Source organism: Pedobacter sp. (assembly GCF_965249885.1).
Classification (GTDB): Bacteria; Bacteroidota; Bacteroidia; order Sphingobacteriales; family Sphingobacteriaceae; genus Pedobacter.
Window position 1 is genome coordinate 432,018 of sequence record NZ_OZ252254.1, and the last position, 19,105, is coordinate 451,122.

General features: G+C 39.2%; 13 protein-coding genes. All 13 read right to left on the reverse strand.

Translation table 11 applies throughout. From position 1 onward, the window contains the following. Positions 1–54: 54 nt before the first annotated feature. Positions 55–1,542 carry a M56 family metallopeptidase gene (locus ACY2A0_RS01790; RefSeq protein ID WP_461787896.1) on the reverse strand — a complete coding sequence of 496 codons (1,488 nt, stop codon included), beginning with the start codon at positions 1,540–1,542 and terminating at the stop codon, positions 55–57. A 2-nt stretch (positions 1,543–1,544) separates the two neighbouring features. Then, positions 1,545–1,910 carry a BlaI/MecI/CopY family transcriptional regulator gene (locus tag ACY2A0_RS01795; RefSeq protein WP_461787897.1) on the reverse strand — a complete coding sequence of 122 codons (366 nt, stop codon included), beginning with the start codon at positions 1,908–1,910 and terminating at the stop codon, positions 1,545–1,547. Between the two features lie 98 nt (positions 1,911–2,008). Further along, positions 2,009–3,382: a polysaccharide lyase 6 family protein gene (locus tag ACY2A0_RS01800; RefSeq protein WP_461787898.1), complete on the reverse strand. Its 1,374-nt coding sequence runs from the start codon at positions 3,380–3,382 to the stop codon at positions 2,009–2,011. A gap of 1 nt (position 3,383) precedes the next feature. Beyond that, the gene (locus ACY2A0_RS01805) at positions 3,384–5,675 is read right to left on the reverse strand and encodes a chondroitinase-B domain-containing protein (RefSeq protein WP_461787899.1); all 2,292 of its coding nucleotides are present in this window, start codon (positions 5,673–5,675) and stop codon (positions 3,384–3,386) included. A 157-nt stretch (positions 5,676–5,832) separates the two neighbouring features. Beyond that, the gene (locus ACY2A0_RS01810) at positions 5,833–7,413 is read right to left on the reverse strand and encodes a hypothetical protein (protein WP_461787900.1); all 1,581 of its coding nucleotides are present in this window, start codon (positions 7,411–7,413) and stop codon (positions 5,833–5,835) included. 12 nt (positions 7,414–7,425) lie between these two features. Then, positions 7,426–9,036: a RagB/SusD family nutrient uptake outer membrane protein gene (locus ACY2A0_RS01815; protein WP_461787901.1), complete on the reverse strand. Its 1,611-nt coding sequence runs from the start codon at positions 9,034–9,036 to the stop codon at positions 7,426–7,428. 12 nt (positions 9,037–9,048) lie between these two features. Continuing rightward, positions 9,049–12,258: a SusC/RagA family TonB-linked outer membrane protein gene (locus tag ACY2A0_RS01820; protein WP_461787902.1), complete on the reverse strand. Its 3,210-nt coding sequence runs from the start codon at positions 12,256–12,258 to the stop codon at positions 9,049–9,051. Positions 12,259–12,507: 249 nt separating this feature from the next. Next, complete coding sequence (locus ACY2A0_RS01825) at positions 12,508–13,260, reverse strand: SDR family NAD(P)-dependent oxidoreductase (protein WP_461791221.1); 753 nt, start codon at positions 13,258–13,260, stop codon at positions 12,508–12,510. Between the two features lie 19 nt (positions 13,261–13,279). Next, entirely contained in the window at positions 13,280–14,560 is a 1,281-nt protein-coding gene (locus tag ACY2A0_RS01830) for an MFS transporter (RefSeq protein ID WP_461787904.1), read from the reverse strand. Then, complete coding sequence (locus ACY2A0_RS01835; protein WP_461787905.1) at positions 14,561–15,580, reverse strand: right-handed parallel beta-helix repeat-containing protein; 1,020 nt, start codon at positions 15,578–15,580, stop codon at positions 14,561–14,563. Positions 15,581–15,601: 21 nt separating this feature from the next. Further along, positions 15,602–16,471 (reverse strand): alpha/beta hydrolase fold domain-containing protein, encoded by an 870-nt coding sequence (locus tag ACY2A0_RS01840; RefSeq protein ID WP_461787906.1) that lies wholly within the window; start codon positions 16,469–16,471, stop codon positions 15,602–15,604. 65 nt (positions 16,472–16,536) lie between these two features. Next, positions 16,537–16,872, reverse strand: a complete 336-nt coding sequence (locus ACY2A0_RS01845) for a cupin domain-containing protein (RefSeq protein WP_461787907.1) — start codon at positions 16,870–16,872, stop codon at positions 16,537–16,539. Positions 16,873–16,959: 87 nt separating this feature from the next. Continuing rightward, positions 16,960–19,092, reverse strand: coding sequence for a heparinase II/III domain-containing protein (locus tag ACY2A0_RS01850; protein ID WP_461787908.1), 2,133 nt, complete (start codon positions 19,090–19,092; stop codon positions 16,960–16,962). Positions 19,093–19,105 lie beyond the last annotated feature (13 nt).

The window sequence follows — 19,105 nt, forward strand, 5'->3', positions numbered from 1 at the left end:
CACCGCTAATAACAATTAAGCGTGCTGCCTTATAAAATAAACCTATCGTCTGATTTAGTTCTTTTTAGTTTCGATAAAAATTTGTGCCTTGCTTGGGTTATTCTTCATTACATTAACCTGAACAATTTCATTGGGATTAATCTTATTGAAATCAGCCACATCTGCCACTTTTCCGTTCACTAAGTATTCTACTTGCTGCTTACCGATATTGGCGGTATCGCTTATTTTAACGGCTCTAATAACAATTCTCTTTTCACCGTTTGCAGGAGGCATTTCGCTAGCTCTTGATCTCCTAACGCCAATAGTAACGTCATTAACTACTGGCTTATCTGCTTTACTACTGCTATCGACTCTAACGAAAACAAAGTTTTTTTCCAAAGAATGACGTATGATTTTAGCATCTTCAGGAATATTGAATTTTACACGTAGCTGAGCAACCAGTTCATCTAAATTAGGTATTCCTTTTTTCAAACTATCCCTATTTATGCTGATGGAATTAACCACAACATTTGCAAAGGAAACCGTATCGCGATGATTGCTTTTTGGAAGAGCGATTTTTTTTACGCCGCTTTTTACAAATGTTGCCCGAGCTTTTTTAGGGTTAGATTTAGACGTTACCGTTTGAACGGTGTCTATGCCAACAATTTTTGATAACATTGGGATATGTGTTTTGATATCCTTTTTTGAAACGGTAAAAGCTAAGGTAACCGCCAATACCGGCACAACTAGCGCATATCTACCTAAATTAATTTTCGATGAACGTTTCAAATTCATCATCTGAATGCGTTTTTTTAAATCTGACAGATTGAAATTATTGACAATGGCGACCGATGCATTTAATTGTCCTACTCCCAGCAAACTGTACTGATAGGCCTTTTTATCCATGCCTTTTTTCAAAATGCGCTGATCGGTGATAAACTCCAGGTTTTCTTTAACCGCTTTTTTCATTAACCACACCCCTGGATTGAACCAATAGAAAACCACACTTAATTCGGCCAAAATGATATCCAAAGTATGCCACTGTTTAACGTGCACCATTTCATGTGCTAAAATCGCATCCAACTCATTATCGCTATGCAAATTTGGATTTACATACACTGTTTGCCAAAATGAAAATGGGCTTACACTCTCTTTCAATAAACGTACTTGATAATTGGCCACTTTACCAGGGCTCGACTTACGATGAATTTTATACAATGATATGAACTGCACAGCCAAACGTAAAGTCATGAAAAGTACCCCTAAATAAAATACTGCACTTAAGATAGGCCAATTGTTGATGAAAAATCCCTTCGGCATTAAATCAGCAGCCTGTTGATTGAGTTGGGGCAAGTAAGCAACTACGCCATTATCCATTTGTTGCTGATGGAAAAAATCCGTCAAGTCAATAAAAGGATAAACCGTTGAAAACAGAATACCTAGCACTAAAAAGCAACGATTTAACATATAAAAAGTTAACCTTCGAAGTACGAGGTGATAAGCTGCCGCAAATAAAAGCAGCACCAAATTAATCTTTAATAGGATGATAAAAAGCTGTGGCATAGCTACTGATCTTGAGGTTTCTCGATAAGGTCAATTATTTCCTTCAGCTCTGCTGCACTAATTTTCTTGTCTTTAGCAAAAAAAGCAACCAATTCTTTGTAAGAATTTTGGAAATAACTATTCACAAAGCCGTTCATGAACTTTTTTTTATAATCGGCTTCTTTCACTTTAGCGCTATATCTTATCGCGTTAGCATAACGCTCACCTTTTAAATAACCCTTACGTTCTAGATTTTTTACAGTGGAGGCCACAGTAGTATACGGTGCTTTTGGCTCAGGCATGGCATCCATGAAATCCTTAATAAAACCTGGACCTACCTGCCAAACGGCTAACATTGCTTCTTCTTCTTGTTGTGTTAGTTTTTCCATCTATCGCTACGAAATAATCGTAAATATACGAAACTATTTCTTATTTACCAGTCAGGCAAACAGTAATTTAAAATAGTTTGAAGATGGGCTTAAACCAATTATTTGAACAAGAAGCTACGATTATCCTTTTTCCACTCTGGACCTACAGGAACATCAATCCAAAAAGGTTTTTTAAGGGCTGATTTTCGTTGCCAAATCCCATCTGAAAGTTGCAAATCAGTACCCAGTTTTACAAAACCAGTGCTTAAACTAGTGCCTTCCGCTTGGTTACTTTGTATTTTCAGATTTGCAGGTTCATCCGTCATGGTAATTAATGTGCCAGGATTAAGCACGTAATTACCGCTAATAGTAACGCCATCTGGAACTACTACCCTTTTGGCATCTTTACCAGCTCCCAACACAAACGCTTCTTTGCTGTTTACTATGATATTTCTTTGAACGTCAGCATTTTTTACCTGCCAGTAATCACTTAAGGCCGGGTTTTCAAAGGCATTCATGATAGATATGGAAGCTCTTAACGAAGTGCCCGCTATTTTGTACAGGTAATTATCGTATACCTTTTGATTTTCGCCGATGATACGTACGCCGCCAGTATTCGACACATCATTCCCGATAAAATAGTTAGCGCTTACCTCTGAATGATTGCCATGCCTAAAAGTTACCGTACCAACGCATTCGTAGAATAAGTTATTGATAATTTTATTGTAGCCAGATTTAATGGAGATGATTTCAATTTCGCCATTGCACTTGTCAAAAATATTACTCTCCACCGTTGTGTAGGAATCATTCATGGAGTAAGTGCTTGTACCAATACGGATGGTTTCTCCGCCATTAACGCCTAAATCTGGTCGCGGACCGAAATAATTATGATCAATTTGGTGATAATTTGCCTTATCATCTAACCAAACTACCAATGTAGTGCCTTGGTGAGTTTTGCCGGAGATGGAACAATGGTCTACCCGATTTTTTGTACCATACAAGGAAACCCATTTGTAGTCCACTGTTTTATCAGAAGGATTGTAATCTTCGATACTGGTATTGGTGAGGCGGCAATTACTACTGGTTTTGGTAAAAATCACCACATCATCTTTCAATGAAAAACCATTTCTAAACGATAAACCATCTACAGTTAGCCACTCTCCGTCAATCTTTAAATTGGAATTGCCGCTAAGAATTACTGATCCTTTTGTTTCTGCAATTAAAGTAATCGGTTTTTCAGCTGTTCCTTTACCTTTAAAATTAACTTGCTGACTTTTCCAGTCACCATTTTTCATGATCACTTTATCCCCTGCTACCAAACTAAGTGCATTCAATTCTGTTGCCGAACTCACCGTGTACACATTATTCTTGTTTTGCGGTGCCTCTTGTTCCTTTTGCTTTACAGCATCATCAACATTAGATGCGGCACAAGAACTGAAACCAATGAGGTTAATGAGCAGAAAGCCCAAAATTAAGCTTTTAGAATTTTTCATATTAATTGCTAAGTAAATTTGCGCCAATTATTTTTCCGTTAGGGCTTTTTACCAAAAGCTTTTGGTTTGGCTGTAGTTTAAAAATATTTGCACCTATCAATTTGCCATAAAATGAGTCTATTTTACCAGATTGATAAAAATTGCAGTTGTTCACCAGAATATCATCCCAGCGGAACTCCCTAAAATCTAAAGACCTACCGCCTTTTCCGCTATTTACAAAATTAGAATTGATTACCCTTGCGTATTGCACACCCAAAAGTTTAATCGCGGCACCTTGTTCTCTATTATCCACTTCGTTAATGGTACAGTTTTCAATGGTAACGAAAGGACCTAAAGTACTTTCATCATTTCCACCACGATAAACGTTGATGGCACTTCCCAAAATTTGAGAAAAAACACAGTTTTTGATGATGGTATATTCTGCGCCATAAATTCCTTTGTCATCTTTCTCTTCAGCCAAGTTAATACCTGAGCCAGAGATATTTCTAAACAAAGAATTAGTGATAACCAAACTATCCGCCAAAGTTGATTTACTGCCTTTAAAGCCAGCAAAACTACTTTCGTTAAAGTCGTAAAATTCGCAGCCATCAATAAATGCTTTGTAAGTTTTGTTCATCGGCTTTTCGGTAGATCGAATGCCGCAACGGACATCTCCACTACTTCCAAAAGCGCCTTTAAAAGCTACACCTTTAACTTTAACCGATGCTCCATTTTCGATGGTGATAAATGCAGCCAAGGTTTTAATGCTACTATTTACCAGCACTGGTTTTGTTTTCAAACCCGCAGCTGCTCGGATGGTGATGGATTTATCGACAGTAATTTCATCTTCCAGCTCGTAAAAGCCAGTATCGGTTAGTTCCAGTACATCTCCGTCCGCCAACGTTGCTATCATTTGTGGTAGCTTTTTACTCTCTTTAATAGCAACACGAACTGTTTTGGGGTTGGCATTGGTAGATTTTATTTCTTGCTTGTACCAAGTAGCACCAACATCATTTTTCTGAACAAAGCTCATTTTTTTCAGCGGCGCACCATAACCTTCTAAATAAGGAAAAGACATGCCATTGATGGTTATCGAACTTGGTTTTTGAAAAACGAAGCCACTTGGAGCTTTTACATTTGATCCCAGTGCATTATTAGACACAACTACGCCTTTATCGTTATTTTCATCAGCATAAATTGAGGCCGCTGGAGTAATAAGTAAGTTCTTTGAAAATAGTACTTTTTGTGGTGATAAAGTACGTTCTGCATCTTTTCCTGCGCCAAATAGCAAGGTTTGACAATTGATGAAAGTGTTGTTAGCAATTTGTACATCTACTACTTGATAATATCTGTTGATGAGCGAATTTGGCACACCGTTCATTAAAGCCAATGGCGATCTGAACGCAGTTCCTTTTAAATCTTTAAACACGTTGTCAATCACTTTATGACCTGGATTGATTACCCTTACGCCGCCGGTGAAAGGCTTGTTGTTGCCCAAAAATAGATTGCCCTGCACCACATTTTTAGCGCCATGCCTCAACACCAAACTTCCTTCACATTCAAAAAAAGTATTGAAGCTGATGTTGTTTTCGCCTGACTTGATGGAAACGATTTCAACTTCACCGCTGCATCTTTCAAAGTAGTTATGAACGATTTGCGTATTAGATGCGGTTAAGGAATATCTGGAAACGCCAATGCGGATAGTTTCGCCACCATTGGAACCAAAGCGTTGACGACCGTTGAAGTAATTGGAATCAATGCTATGATAGTTTTGCTGGCTTCTTTCATCATTCAATTCGGCAATAATTACAGGCCCAGCATTTAATTTATTGGTAAATGTGTTGTGATCCACACGGTTATTTTTACCCCAAAGCGCCACCCATGAATCAGCTGCAAAACGCTCTGGCTGACTGAAATTTTCTATGGCAAACTGCGTGATACGGCAGTGGTTGGCCAAATTATTATTATCAACCCGAAATGTAATTAGATGTTCCTTTGGGCTGTAGCCATTATTGAAATGAAATCCTTTAACGTAAATATATTCGCCACCAATTTTAAGGTTAGATTTCCCTGTAATTTTTACGCTATTGCCTTTTTCAGGCTTTACCCAAATAGGCTGCGATTTAGTGCCTTTACCAAAAATTACCAACTGTACGTCAACCCAAATTTGATCCTTGAGTAAAATCACGTCTCCTGGTTTAGCCTTTGCGACGGCTGTTTTTAATTCTGACGGACTACTTACTAATATTTCTTCAGCATAAAGGGAACGAGCGGCAACGAATAGGAAAAAGATTGAGCAAAGAAACTTGGACATTTTTGGTTGTTTGGGTGTTGGATTTTGGTTATTGGTTATTGCTTATTGATTATTGGTTATTGGTTATTTTGCTATTTAACCTGCCGCTATCGATCGGTAGAAGAACAATCTTCAAGCCGACCGAAATGCATGCAAGCACATATAAACCAAAAAAATCTTATTTCTGCATGTAGATATCAAATTTTATAGTAGAGTTTCCAACCGTTGGAGCAAGCACACACTCTTTCACATGAATTACCGCCAATTTGGAAGAGTTTGGATTGCCGATGTCAGGGATCCTCACTGCAATTAAGTTGGCGTTGGTAGCATTAAATATCGAACTGCTAGGCGTTGCAGCAGCATCATATCTAGGTCCACTACTACTGATAGACAAGGCCCCGACTCTCGTTGCTAAATCATCCAATTTGCCAGCAGCCAAGTCATCGTAAACTAGTTTTTCCGCCGTTACAGTTGGCAATAATACCCTAAATCTGGTAGCACGCATGTCTGCAGCTGGACGCGAAAGTACCCACGATACACCATTACATCTGAAGTTCGAAGCCACATTGGTAGTGTTGGTAGGCGCATAAAATGTTGGACCACTGCTTGTAGCATAAAACAAAAATGCCATGGTCAATTCACTTGCATTTAATTCGCAGTTGCCTTTGGTACTTCCATCTGTATCGAAGAAAATGGTATTGGTGCCGGCAGTTTGTGCAGTCATAGTTACGTCTCTGTACACTTTACTGAAATAGGTAACATTTAACGGAATAACTAATTCCGACTGTAAATCATCAGTATCAACGGCAATCAACTTGATATGCTCCGCTCGCATTGCATAGTTGTAACTACCATTGTATGTATACGTTTTCACACCATTCAAATTGTTAGTTGATCCTAACAACTTGTAAGTACCATCCCTATCATCATAAATATCTACCCTTTTTAATCCAGTAACTGACGTGATTTGTCCATTAACGGCCGTAGCACCCGATGTATTTGGGGTAACCGATGCAGAAAAATTTAGAAACTTAGGCTTGAAAATAGAAACATCAACCGGCATATTGATGATAATCTCGCTGGTTTGATTGTAAATATCTGTAGCCCTAACTTTGATATGCTGAGCAGCTTTACGATAGGTGTAAGCATAATTTAGCGCATACTGCTTCAGGTTATTGATGCCGGTAATGCTGTTCACCAAAACGTAAACATTTTCGGTTTGAAAATCGTCTAAAATATCAACCTGTTTTATGCCATAATCAGAAGTGATATTACCACCAATTGCCGTGGCACCACCACCTAAATCGGCTGTAATTGCAGTTGGAAAGGCATTAAATTGCGGTACAGTTGGATCAAAATACTTAATGGTAATAAAACCTTCTAACGAAGTATTATTACCTTGTTTCACCAAAACTTTAACTCCTTTAACAGCGCTCATGCTGTTTACTGGAAATGCCGCCAAAGGAATGGCTAACTGGTAAGTTGGTGTAATGGCGCCTTTATTATCGGTAACGTGGATTAGCGAATCTGTTTTATTGGTACGTACCAAATAACAATAAACAAATTTCACACCGTCTGCTGCCGAGATATCACTTTTCAGCTCATCACCTAAATCAAATGTTTTAGTTGCCCGGTTAAAGGTATACTCTGGGGCACTTACAGTTCCTTCGCCAACATCAGAAAATTCATTCTTTTTACAACCAATAATTATCAATGTTGCGAAACAGCAAAATGATAATATGTTAAGGATTTTTTTCATTATTCAATTCTTTTAATATCCCGGGTTTTGTTGAATTTTAATATCTGTATTTGTATCTATCTCACGTTGTGGAATAGGCAGCAACAGCTTGTCGTTAGTTACATTAGCCTGCAAAGTAGCCAAAGGGATAACTGGCGTAAACCTTCTGTAGTACTCCTGATACTCGTTTGCATAATGCGTTTGAATAGTGCTAACCGCTTGACCAAAACGGATCAAATCAAACAAGCGTTGATTTTCAAATGCAAACTCTAGACGGCGTTCTTTAAGCAGTGCCGACTGGAAATCTGTATTTGTAGCGATGGCATTAGCACCCGTTGCTGGATACTTATAAAACGCCGATGTAAACGTACCGGTGGAGTAATTAACCGCTCCTGCCCTTTCACGTATTTGGTTGATCAGAGCCATAGAAGATCCAGCCGGACCATCGTAACCCTGAGCTTCGGCCTTCATTAATAGAATATCTGCGAACCTCAATACTGTGAAGTCGTTTTCACCATCACCAGCAACTACCACTTTAGAAAAAAACTTATTAACGTAGTACGGCGTGGTACTATTGGCATAAATAGAAATTGTTGCATCTCTACGGGCATCATTAGCAATTGTTGAACCAGTGGTAAATGCGCCGTAAATACTTGTACTTGGGTAATTAAAACCACTACCGTCGCCATTGATAATGGCGTCACCACTACTTGCAGGAGCAAATAAATTTGGCATTGGATTTCCCAAACCAACTAACCCCGATTTGTAACGCACTGCGAACAAAATTTCCTTATTCATTTCATTATTGATGGCAAACACACGAGGGAAAGTGCTTTCTAAACCATAGCCGCTGTTGGCGATAATATCGTTCAGTAGTGCTAAAGCATCAGCATTGCGTGGCACTGGCAAGGTCAAAAACACTTTCGCTAACATACCTTTTGCAGCCCACGAGTTAGCTCTTCCTAAGTCGGTAGATGGAATTTGACCGAATGGCCTAGCACTTGTTAAATTAACAGCAGCTTCTAAATCCTTAACGATCAAATTATAACACTCAGTTACTGAAGAACGATTGATTTTACGAGCTTGAGCAGCATCCACAGGTTCGGTTACAATGAAAACCCCACCGTACAAACGCACCAAGTTGAAATAATGATAAGCTCTAATGAACAGCGCTTGTCCGGCCAGTTCATTGCGTTGCGCATCGGTAACGTTAGCGGTAGGCTTACCAAAAACCAACTGATTGTTTTGATAGCTTACGCCCAAACTACGCAACACATAGTTTACGTTGCGGATGCTTTTGTAAACCGCTAACCAGTAGTTGTAAATTTGCTGGTGCGATGGACCTGCCGTGTACAAGTTAAGCACGTTAAGTTCCATGTTGACGTTAGTGGTACTGTTTACTGAACGTTGACGAGCATTATCGGACCTTAGTTCCGTAAATTGCCATTCGTTTAGTAAAGGCTCCTGCATACCGTTGTAGCAGCCGCTTAAAGCAACACTTACTTCTTTATAATTTTTATAGTAGTTGTCAACCACCTCATTAGATATAGGCTCTTGATCTACTAGCTTTTTACAAGCTGTAGATGCTAAAGCCAGAGATACCACTATGATGAAGCGAATTGATAGTTTATAGAATTGTTTCATGATAAAATGGCATTAAAAGTTAAAGTCAAGACCAAATGTATAAGTACGGTTAACCGGGAAACCACCACGTTGATATCCAACAATTACAGGAGAAGCATAATCAGCTGTGGTTAACCTTGCCTCTGGATTGATACCCCTATATGAGCTTCCAGTTATGAAGAACAAGTTATCAACCGTAGCATATAACCTTAAGCTATTGATCTTCAATTTTTTGGTTGCTTTTGTCGGTAAGGTATAACCAACAATTACATTTCTGATGTAGGCATAAGTAGCACTTTCCACGCCGTAATCAGTTAATAGTAAATCTGCAGCGATACCGTTGGTTGAGTAAGGCGTTTTTCCATCACCAGGGTTAGCCGGGCTTACCCAACGGTTTTTAATGTAGTTCGCATTTTGGCGTTTAGATTCGTTGTAGAACAAATCGCCATTAATTAACTGACCACCTTGCGAACCTTGGATCAATACATTTAAGTCGAATTTTTTATAGCGAATAGTGTTGGTAATCCCCCAAGTAAAATCTGGGAAAGGAGAACCGACAATTACCCTATCGTTCACATCAATTTTATTATCGCCGTTGATGTCCTTCAGTTTAACTCCACCTTCTCTGTAGTAACTTTGCAAAATTGAAGTTTGCCCTGCGGCCTGAGCGGCATTTGCTTCATCTTGTGATACCCAAACTCCATCGGTTTTGTAACCAAAAAACTGAACATAAGGCTGACCCACTATAGATGCATAAATTTCGCTACGCTCTCCGTAGTTGTACAAATAAGGTTGATCACCACCTAAACCTAGCAACTTGTTACGATTAGCAGAAAAGTTGATGGAGCTAGTCCAGTTAAAGTTTTTAGTGCCTATATTATTTGAAGTGAATTCAATTTCAAAGCCTTGATTTCTGATTTTACCGTTATTTGTCCAGAAAGCATCAGATCCTGTAATGGCTTGCTGCGCCTGCTGTAGCAATAAGTTGTTGGTAATTGAACGATAGAACTCTAAGCTTAACTGTACTTTGTTTTTGAACAAGCCTAAGTCTAAACCGATGTTCGTTGAGTTGGTTGTTTCCCAAGTAATATCTCTTCCGAAAGTTACTACGTTATTAGGCGATTGACCTGGGCTAACCTGTCCGGTACCATCACCAAAAACATAATTAGAGCGGAACAATAGATCTAAGTAAGAGAATGGCGTGATTCGGTTGTTACCGGTACCGCCATAACTTGCTCTTAATTTTAAAGTTTCTAGCCACTTTCTCGAACCTTTCATAAATGGCTCGCTTGCAATATTCCAACCAGCAGAAAATGCAGGGAACCAACCTCTTCTGTTACCTGGCCCAAAAATTGAACTTTCATCGGTACGTAAACTCGCTGTAGCGATGTATTTTCCTTTATAATCGTAGTTGATACGACCTAAATAAGAAATCAAGCCTGTTTTTACGTTTACCGGCAATGCAGGTGCCTGATCAAAATAGGCCGCCTGATTTAAAGTAGTAAAGTCATCTGAAGGAAAATTATAACCAATTTGCTGCGAACCAGTTACCGAGTTACTTTGCATGGTAAAACCTAATAAACCAGTGAAATTGTGGTTGCCAAATCTTTTATTGTAGTTCATGGTATTTTCCCACAAAATATCTACAGTTGTTCCATTGGTAATAGTCGCCGAGTTCACATCGCCATCTTTACGAGCCTCACTTCTAATTAAGTTTTTATCTTCTCTTGATAAATAATAAGTACCAACTGATGATTTGAAAGACAGGTTTTTAGTTGGATTATAAGTTAAATCGGTTCCAGCCTGAAAACGATAGCTTTCCGAATACCTTTCCTCTCGTTGTGCATGAGACAGCGGGGTGTTATTGGTAGAAGAAAAAGGAGAAACCGCTCCTGTACTTTGCCAAAAAGAGCCATCAGGCATGGTCCCTGCGTAGTTTAAGTTAGTAAAGTGGCGAGCTTGTGCCCAATCGCCCGATCTTAAATTAGACCATTGTGCATTCTGGTTTACGAAAGCTGAGGTAAATGCAGAGTGGAAAACTGGCAAAAATGAAGGAAAACGGTAGTAATTGGTAAAGTTTTCTGATGGTCTTTGAATTTTAGTGTAAGTTGGATTGATGTTCACATTCAGCATCAACTTTGGCGATAAATTGACATCTAGTTTGACACGTACGTTGCCTTTGTTATTTTCGCTGTACTTCATCACACCTTGATCTTGTTGAAGGTTTCCAGACACGTAATAACGTAGGTCTTTTTTACCGCCAGCAACATTGAGCTGCAGGTTGTAAATACCAGCATTACGTAGTGCTTCCTGTTGCCAATCTGTAGGCGAACCGCTGATTTGATTTTCAATGATGTAAGCAGCACGCTCATTTGCAGTAATCAGATTTCTTGAAGCAACGGGTACGCTAGGATCATTTTCCCTCAATTTAGCTTCTGCAAAAAGCAATTCTGTATATTCCGTAGTTGATAGAATTGGATACACCTTATAAGCTTCTTTTAAACCATAAAATGATTTCACAGTAAATTTTGGCTTATCAGCAATTCCTTTTTTAGTGGTTACTAAAATAACTCCGTTGGCACCTCTAGAACCATATATTGCTGAAGAAGCTGCATCTTTCAACACCTCAATTGACTCCACATCATAAGGATTGATAAAGGCTAAACCATCAGCAATTGGATGTCCGTCCACTACAACTAAAGGTTCTGCATTAGCATTAATGGATGCCGCTCCACGAATACGCAGCGTTGGATCGGAACCTACTTCCGAACTGTTATTTTGTACCGTTAAACCTGCAATTTTACCAATCAAAGCATTATCGAGCCTTGATGTTGCAATTTCATCGAGATTTTTGTTCTCTAATTTGCTAACTGCAGAACTTACGGTAGATCTTTTCTGTGTTCCGTAACCTACTACCAGCACTTCACTCATAGAATTTACATCTTCCTGCAAAGTAACATTGATCGTAGTGGTATTATTTACCGCTTGAAAAAAACTTTTATAACCTAATGATTTGAATTCAAGTATCTTGCCTTTCTGAACGGATATTTCGTATTCACCTTTTTCGTTAGTGGAAACACCTTTGTTGGTATCCTTGATAGTTACAGAAACTCCCGGGATTCCCTGTCCATCTTCAGATTTGACAACGCCCTTGACTTTTACCGTTGTTTGTGCCCACACAGAAATAGTCCACATACAAGCCAGTAAAAAAACAACGCTGCTAACGCGATTTTTTAATGTCATAGTAATCAGTTTTATATTGGTTAGTGCATCAATATCAAATTAATGCTTGGTTTAAATTGGTCGACCAAAAATTGGTTTACCAAATATATCATTATTATTTATATTCCAAAAATATTTGATTGTTAATTGGAATATTTTGGTTTGGTTGCTTTAAAAGAGAGCGCTTTTAAATGATGGAGGAGAGTTTATTAGGATGTTAAACTGTTGCCAACGTTTTGATGATTGGCAACAGTTATAATTGCGGCAACATTATGAGAATGCTAAACCGCCATTGATATCGATGTTATTACCGGTTAGGAAACTTGATTCGTCTGACGCTAAGTAAGCCACTAAATCGGCCACTTCCTTGGCATCGCCTTCTCTTTTTAGGGCAGTGGCGTTAGCTACATTTGTTCTCACTTCGCTTTTAGTAAAGGTATCGTGGAAAGTAGTTGCAATCATTCCCGGAGCTAGCGCATTCACTCGAATCCCTTTGGGGCCAAATTCTTTCGCTAAAGCTCTGGTGTAAGTCATTACCGCACCTTTTGAAGTAGCATAAGCACTTGCTCCTGGGCCTCCACCATCTCTGGCAGCTAACGAAGAGAAGTTAACGATAGAAGAACCTGAAGGCATATAAGGTGAAGCTGCCTTAACCGCTAAAAACACCGATTTCAAATTAACGTTCATCACGAAATCCCAGAAATTTTCATCCATTTCTGCGGTTGTTTTACGAGCTACCAAGCCACCTACAACATTTACCAAGACGTTAATTTCGTTACCAAAAGCCGCTTTAGCTTGCTCTACTAAAGCTTCAACATCGGCCGCTTTGGTCATATCTGCTTTTACTATAATCGCCTCACCTCCCAAATCTTTAATCATTTGCAAAGTTTCTTCTGCTAATTGTTCATTATCGAAGTAATTAACTACCACTTTTGCACCTTCCTTTGCCAATTGCAAAGAAACTGCTATTCCTATGTCCCTAGAACCTCCAGAAACTATTGCAACTTTGTTTTTTAAACGCATATTGTTATTATTTAATTCTTTATGATTTAGATGAAATATATTTAATACATAACCAAGAAACTGGCACTAAAACCGCAGCCAGCACAAAAAACGACACATAACTGGTTTGTGTGATTACTGGAACTGCCCACGTAGTAAGCAAGGTACCTGCTACTGCCGCTGTACCGCCCATACCTGCTACAGTTCCCACATTTTTACCATTGAAATAATCGCTAGGTAACGTTTGTATGTTGCCAATAAGGTATTGAAAACCGAATAAGGTTAGGCCGATTAATACCATTGCCAAGGTTGGCGTATCCTTTAACGTGCCTAGCTGATAAACGATAACCACTAAAGAAGCCAGCATAATTACACTGCCAACAGCAATGGCATTTTTACGAGCTTTTTGTGGCTCGATACCTTTTTTAATTTGTGCAGAAGCATGGTAGCCCCCCAATAAACTACCGATGGCAGCAAATAGATACGGCACCCAGGTGAAAGCTCCAATTTGTTTGATATCGAACATGAATTGTTCTTTTAAAAAAGTTGGCAACCATGTCACGAACAACCACCAAACCGGATCAATGAAGAATCTGCCAGTAATGATACCCCAAGTATTTCTAAACTTCAGCAGCTCTTTCCAAGTCAGTACTGGCGCTTGATCTACCGCAGCATTTACTTCTTTTACTTCAGTTTTAGCTAAAATGTGGTTACGCTCTTCTTCTGTAATCCAAGGATGCTGATCAGGCGTAGCTTTATTGATGTACAACCACGGAATAATCCAAATTAAGCCTAAAACAGCAATAAGCACGAAGGTCATTTTCCAGCCGAACATTAAATACAGTGCAGCAATAATTGGTGCCGAAACTACGGAACCTAAGGAAGCTCCTGCACCGAAAATACCTTGGGCAATTCCCCTTTCTTTTGCCGGGAACCACTCTGCGTTACTTTTTGTGGCGCCAGGCCAGTTTCCAGCTTCACTGAAACCTAACATGAACCTGAAGATGTTGAACGACATTAGCGATTTGGCAAAAGCATGAAGGGCGATAGATACACTCCAAGCAATAATGGAAAAAGCCATGCCCAATCTTGTACCAATTGCATCCATCAGCTTACCTGTAAAGGTTTGGCCTAAAGCATAAGCAATCATAAAAAATGTGGTAATTAACGCCAAGGCACTTTTATTGTCCACATCGGCTATGCCAAATTCCTTGTAGATATAAGGCCAAAGGATATTGATCGCACTTCGGTCAACATAATTAATTACGGTTGCTAAACCAATAAGGGCAATAATCCACCACCTTAAGCCTTTTACTTTCATTTATTTATTTTTTATATCAATATTAGTGACACCTTTTGCAGCGCCTATTACTTTATTGTCGGCATAAACTTCATTGCCAACAGCCTCACCTTTACCACTTTTTAAGCGTACGTTAATGCCATAACCCTCAGCATTTACATTGCAAGTGTTATTGATGAATTTGTTGTAACTCCCCCATCCTTCGTAAGCACAATTCACCTGATAACCATCCGTAAGTACGGAAGGCTGTGTGTTGTAACCTGTGTTGTTGATGATGAGGTAATGATTGCCTTTGATGTCCATCCAGCTATCTGCACTATTTGCACCAGTAATTCCCTGCGCTTCAAAAGTATTTCCACTGATAATGCCACCTGTAGTACCCTCTTTTACATCGATACACTCGGCGGCAACATAAGGACCTAATTTGTTATTGATGACTTGGTTAGAATCACATTGATCAGGTTTTCCATCAGTATATTTTGGCCAATTGCTATAAGCAGAGCCGATGTAAATTGCTTCACCGTAACCGGGATTTTTCTTCCCCGTATGGTTAACTTCGCAATTGCGTACCACATTGTGTTTGGAGAACATTCTGAAGTGAATACCTTCTTCCCCTAAATCGGTTACCAACACACCATCAATCAAATTATTGCAAGCACCATCTGCTACAATGCCTTTTAGTGCATTTTTTACGGTAAAGCCTCTAAGCTTCCAAAAATTAGCTTTTAAATGAAGTACGTAGCCAGTTTGGTTATTTCCAGCATCTAAAATTGCGCCCCTGCCGCCAATAAGCACAATAGGTTGTTTGGCCGTACCACTAGCTTCTGCTTCAATTACAAACTTGCCATCGTAGGTACCATCTTTTAATATGATCGAATCTCCAGGCTTAGCAGTAGCTAAAACTCGCTTAAGCTGTATGCTATTGGCCACAATAATTGGCTGAGCTACCCTTGTTGAAAAAGGCTGTATTGCATAGCTTAAACCTAAGCTCAAGCTAGCAATAGCAGCCATAACCAAATATATGTTGAAGATTTTTTTCATTAGTTGAATCTCGCCTTTGGCTTATTTATGGATACCCAGTTCCTTCAAGAAATCGATGATGGCTTTGTTTACCTCAGAGTTTTTATCTGCTGGAAACTTGCCATGCTCACCACCCGGTACGGTCATGAATTTATTTTTCACCCCCATTTCATCTAACTTACTTTTTAAGTCAACAGATTGCTGATAAGGCACTACCGGATCGGCATCTCCGTGTACAATAAATACCGGCGGACTGTTTTTCTTTACCTGATACAACGGCGAAACAGATTGGATAAAAGCTTGATCATTAGATTTATCTCCCAACCACCAAGTAGCCGAGCGACTTTTCCAATTACCTACATGAGTAATACCGTACTTGTCAATAATAGCTGCAACTTTCACTTCTTTCACGCCCGGGCAGTTGTTGTCAAACCTAGTATCGTTACCTAATAAGCCACCCATTAAAGCTAAGTGACCTCCTGCCGAACCGCCCATAATCACAATACGATTGGGATCAATATTTAAAGATTTAGCGTTTTTAATGAGATAGATTAATGCGCAACGCACATCTTGTACTGCCGCTGGCGCTGGTGCAACTTGTACTAAACGGTAAGCAATGTTAGCTACTGCATAACCATTTTTAAAGAAGGTATTGAAACCAGTTTGAGATTCTTTACTCCCTTTGTTGAAGCCTCCTCCATGGATATTAATTACAATTGGTGAAGGACCTTTTTCTTGTGGAGCTAAATAAAGGTCCATTTTACCCTCCCAATCGCCAACTTTAGCATACACCACATTCAATTGCTCTGTGTAGCCCGTTGGGTAGGTTACTTTTTTAAACTCAGTGGTTTCCTGTGCTTTGCAAAAACTTACTGCTGCTATCAAAAAGCAACTTATCAATAGTTTTTTCATGTTCAAATATTTTTAGGTTTAATTGGTTGATTATATTTGATAAGAGCGCTAAAAATTTGGTTTATCTATTTAATGAAATCCTCACGATGCGGGGCAAAAACATCAATTAAAATTCCCGGTTCAATGCAAACACAGCCATGTACAGCATGAGGTGGCACGTAATAACCATCTCCTTTTCTGATGATTTTTTTCTCGTCGCCAATGGTCATTTCAAAAACGCCACTTTCTACATAAGTTACTTGTACGTGGTAGTGCTCATGTAAAGTGCCCACTGCACCGGCTTCAAACTTGGCCTTAACCAACATGATTTTATCATCGTGACCGTAAATTTTGCGCTGTATGCCATTTCCTAAATCTTCCCAGGTTGTTTCAGTTTCTATTTGAAATAATTCGCTTTGCATATATTGATATTGTTTAATTGATCTTTGGTTATTGGTGTTTGGGTCAATTGGTTATTTGTTTAATTGGTTATTTGACTAGCCTAATTCCTATTTAAAATTGATATAATTCTGTTTGTCTGTATAATTGATTTGGTAGGTGTACATCCTATTTTTAAACTTAAAAGTCACTATTGTTTTTTGCTCGTCCGACTGCAATAGTTTTAGTTCGCTGATAGCGGGCAATGCCGCGGCTACGGTTTCATTAATTGGATCTGTACCGCCATGTGTTTCTGTAATGTTTACAAAAGTTTGGTGTTGTCCGCTACTGCGCAGTATAAAAGCTTTTCCATCTACTAAGTTCATTTCAGGATCATTAGCTCCGATAGAAACCAGCTTCACCTCTAAAGGATTATTAGATACAAAATGCGTGGTGTAAAAACGCTTCTTTACCAGTAGACCCACCAAACCAGATTGGCTTTGCAACTTATTGCTTGCATTTAGCCACAAATGTTGATAGCCATTTTTGTTACCCAATGCGCTCAGCTGGTTGGTAACCGCCTTCACCGGAAAAGAGGTATTTACCAATTGTCCTTTATACCAAAACGGTAAGTCGTACTGGTGGTTTTTATCTGATTTTGCCTGCACCACGTCAATCAACAATGGTTTTTCCATTCCTTCCAATTTTACTAATGCGGCAGTTCTCGTCATTTGAACATCTTTGTAAGCTTTTGGCTCAGTAGCACTTACCACCTTTAGTTCAGGTGAGTTATTGAAATAAAGTAACTGAGGACTAGTCAGACTAGCTGGATCCAACTCGGCATCAAAATGAGAGGTTTCATCAACCACCAAAGCATTATGAGCTACTGTTTGTTTAGCCCAAGTATTATTTTCGGGTAAATAACCGCCGCCATTTTTAGTATCGATATTTAAAAAACGAGCTGAGCCATAATCAGGAAATATCTCCGTAGTGTTATCGTAGAACAGTAGGTTCAAACGATCAAAGTGGCCATGTCCCATTCCCTGCGAAGAGGCTTTCAACAACACGGCTTGCTGATCCGTATTAGCGCCGTAGCGCAAAATTCCAACACCGCCTTCATCACCTTTACCTCCATCTCTAATCCATAACGATTGATATTTGAAAGGCTTTGCTTTACCTGCGGCCAAATCCGCAGCAACCTTTAAACCTGCGTCAGATACAATTACCCTGTTTTGCTGACGAGCGATATCTAATAAATCAACCTCTGGCTTGATATCGGCATAAGCCAAATCAACGCCATAAACCAACTCAACAGATTCGTAGGTTTTATCCTTTATGGCGTCATTAATTGGGAAAAAAGTTTTATCTGTGTAAGATGTTTGTAAGGAAGTTTGTATCGCCTTGGCAAGCAACTGATTTCGGTATTCGAAAATTTTGCGTTGAGGTTCATAATTGTTGATTGCTTTGGCAAATAGTATAAACGGAAGCAGGGCGTAACGCTGGTAATAAGGACCTTCCATATAATAGCCGTCCGGCGAAAAAAGCTGATCTACCTGAGCCAAATAGCCACTTTTGCCATCCTTGTTAGATCCTTTCAATGCTTTTTCCACATAATCTCTTTTGTTTAACACATAACCAGTGATACCCACTGCGGCCAAATTCCAAGTTCCATGATTGTGGATTTTATTAAAAACTTCCACTTTATCTTCCGTAAAAAACTTTAAAATTGGCGTAAACAACTGCTCTTCAATTGTCTTTCTTTCCGACGCTGCAATTCCGTTATATGCTAGATCATAAGCTTGTATGGTATAAATTTGCCACACGAAATCATTCAAGCATTGCCAAAAAATACGACCGGCATCGGCTTTGTTTTTGCTTTTGGGATGTAGCGGCCATTTTTGATATTGAGCCGCGTAGTTTAACAGCATCTTACTCACATAATCAGCATATTTTTTATCCCATGATATTTGATAAGCGATGCCGCAGTTAAGCATATTACTATAATTTCTTTTGTGCTGCTCGTGAGTATATCCACCTCCACCATCCTGTGGTACCGGCACAGTAATTGGCTCCAACAATGCTTTATCAGCAGCTGCTTTAACCGTTTGAAACGATTGCCCTAGCAATGGATAACTAGCAATACCCTTTTTTACTGCAGCGACATTGGCTTTGGTAAGCATCAAACTTGGATGCACCTGAGCTAAAGCAACTGAAGAAAATATGGCACAAAAAGATACTAATACCACTTTTTTGAAGTAGTTCATACGCTTATTTTAA

Coding starts and splice junctions, on each gene's coding strand:
- ACY2A0_RS01790 (WP_461787896.1), bottom strand. CDS start 1,542: ATGCCACAGCTTTTTATCATCCTATTAAAGATTAATTTGGTGCTGCTT.
- ACY2A0_RS01795 (WP_461787897.1), bottom strand. CDS start 1,910: ATGGAAAAACTAACACAACAAGAAGAAGAAGCAATGTTAGCCGTTTGG.
- ACY2A0_RS01800 (WP_461787898.1), bottom strand. CDS start 3,382: ATGAAAAATTCTAAAAGCTTAATTTTGGGCTTTCTGCTCATTAACCTC.
- ACY2A0_RS01805 (WP_461787899.1), bottom strand. CDS start 5,675: ATGTCCAAGTTTCTTTGCTCAATCTTTTTCCTATTCGTTGCCGCTCGT.
- ACY2A0_RS01810 (WP_461787900.1), bottom strand. CDS start 7,413: ATGAAAAAAATCCTTAACATATTATCATTTTGCTGTTTCGCAACATTG.
- ACY2A0_RS01815 (WP_461787901.1), bottom strand. CDS start 9,036: ATGAAACAATTCTATAAACTATCAATTCGCTTCATCATAGTGGTATCT.
- ACY2A0_RS01820 (WP_461787902.1), bottom strand. CDS start 12,258: ATGACATTAAAAAATCGCGTTAGCAGCGTTGTTTTTTTACTGGCTTGT.
- ACY2A0_RS01825 (WP_461791221.1), bottom strand. CDS start 13,260: ATGCGTTTAAAAAACAAAGTTGCAATAGTTTCTGGAGGTTCTAGGGAC.
- ACY2A0_RS01830 (WP_461787904.1), bottom strand. CDS start 14,560: ATGAAAGTAAAAGGCTTAAGGTGGTGGATTATTGCCCTTATTGGTTTA.
- ACY2A0_RS01835 (WP_461787905.1), bottom strand. CDS start 15,580: ATGAAAAAAATCTTCAACATATATTTGGTTATGGCTGCTATTGCTAGC.
- ACY2A0_RS01840 (WP_461787906.1), bottom strand. CDS start 16,471: ATGAAAAAACTATTGATAAGTTGCTTTTTGATAGCAGCAGTAAGTTTT.
- ACY2A0_RS01845 (WP_461787907.1), bottom strand. CDS start 16,872: ATGCAAAGCGAATTATTTCAAATAGAAACTGAAACAACCTGGGAAGAT.
- ACY2A0_RS01850 (WP_461787908.1), bottom strand. CDS start 19,092: ATGAACTACTTCAAAAAAGTGGTATTAGTATCTTTTTGTGCCATATTT.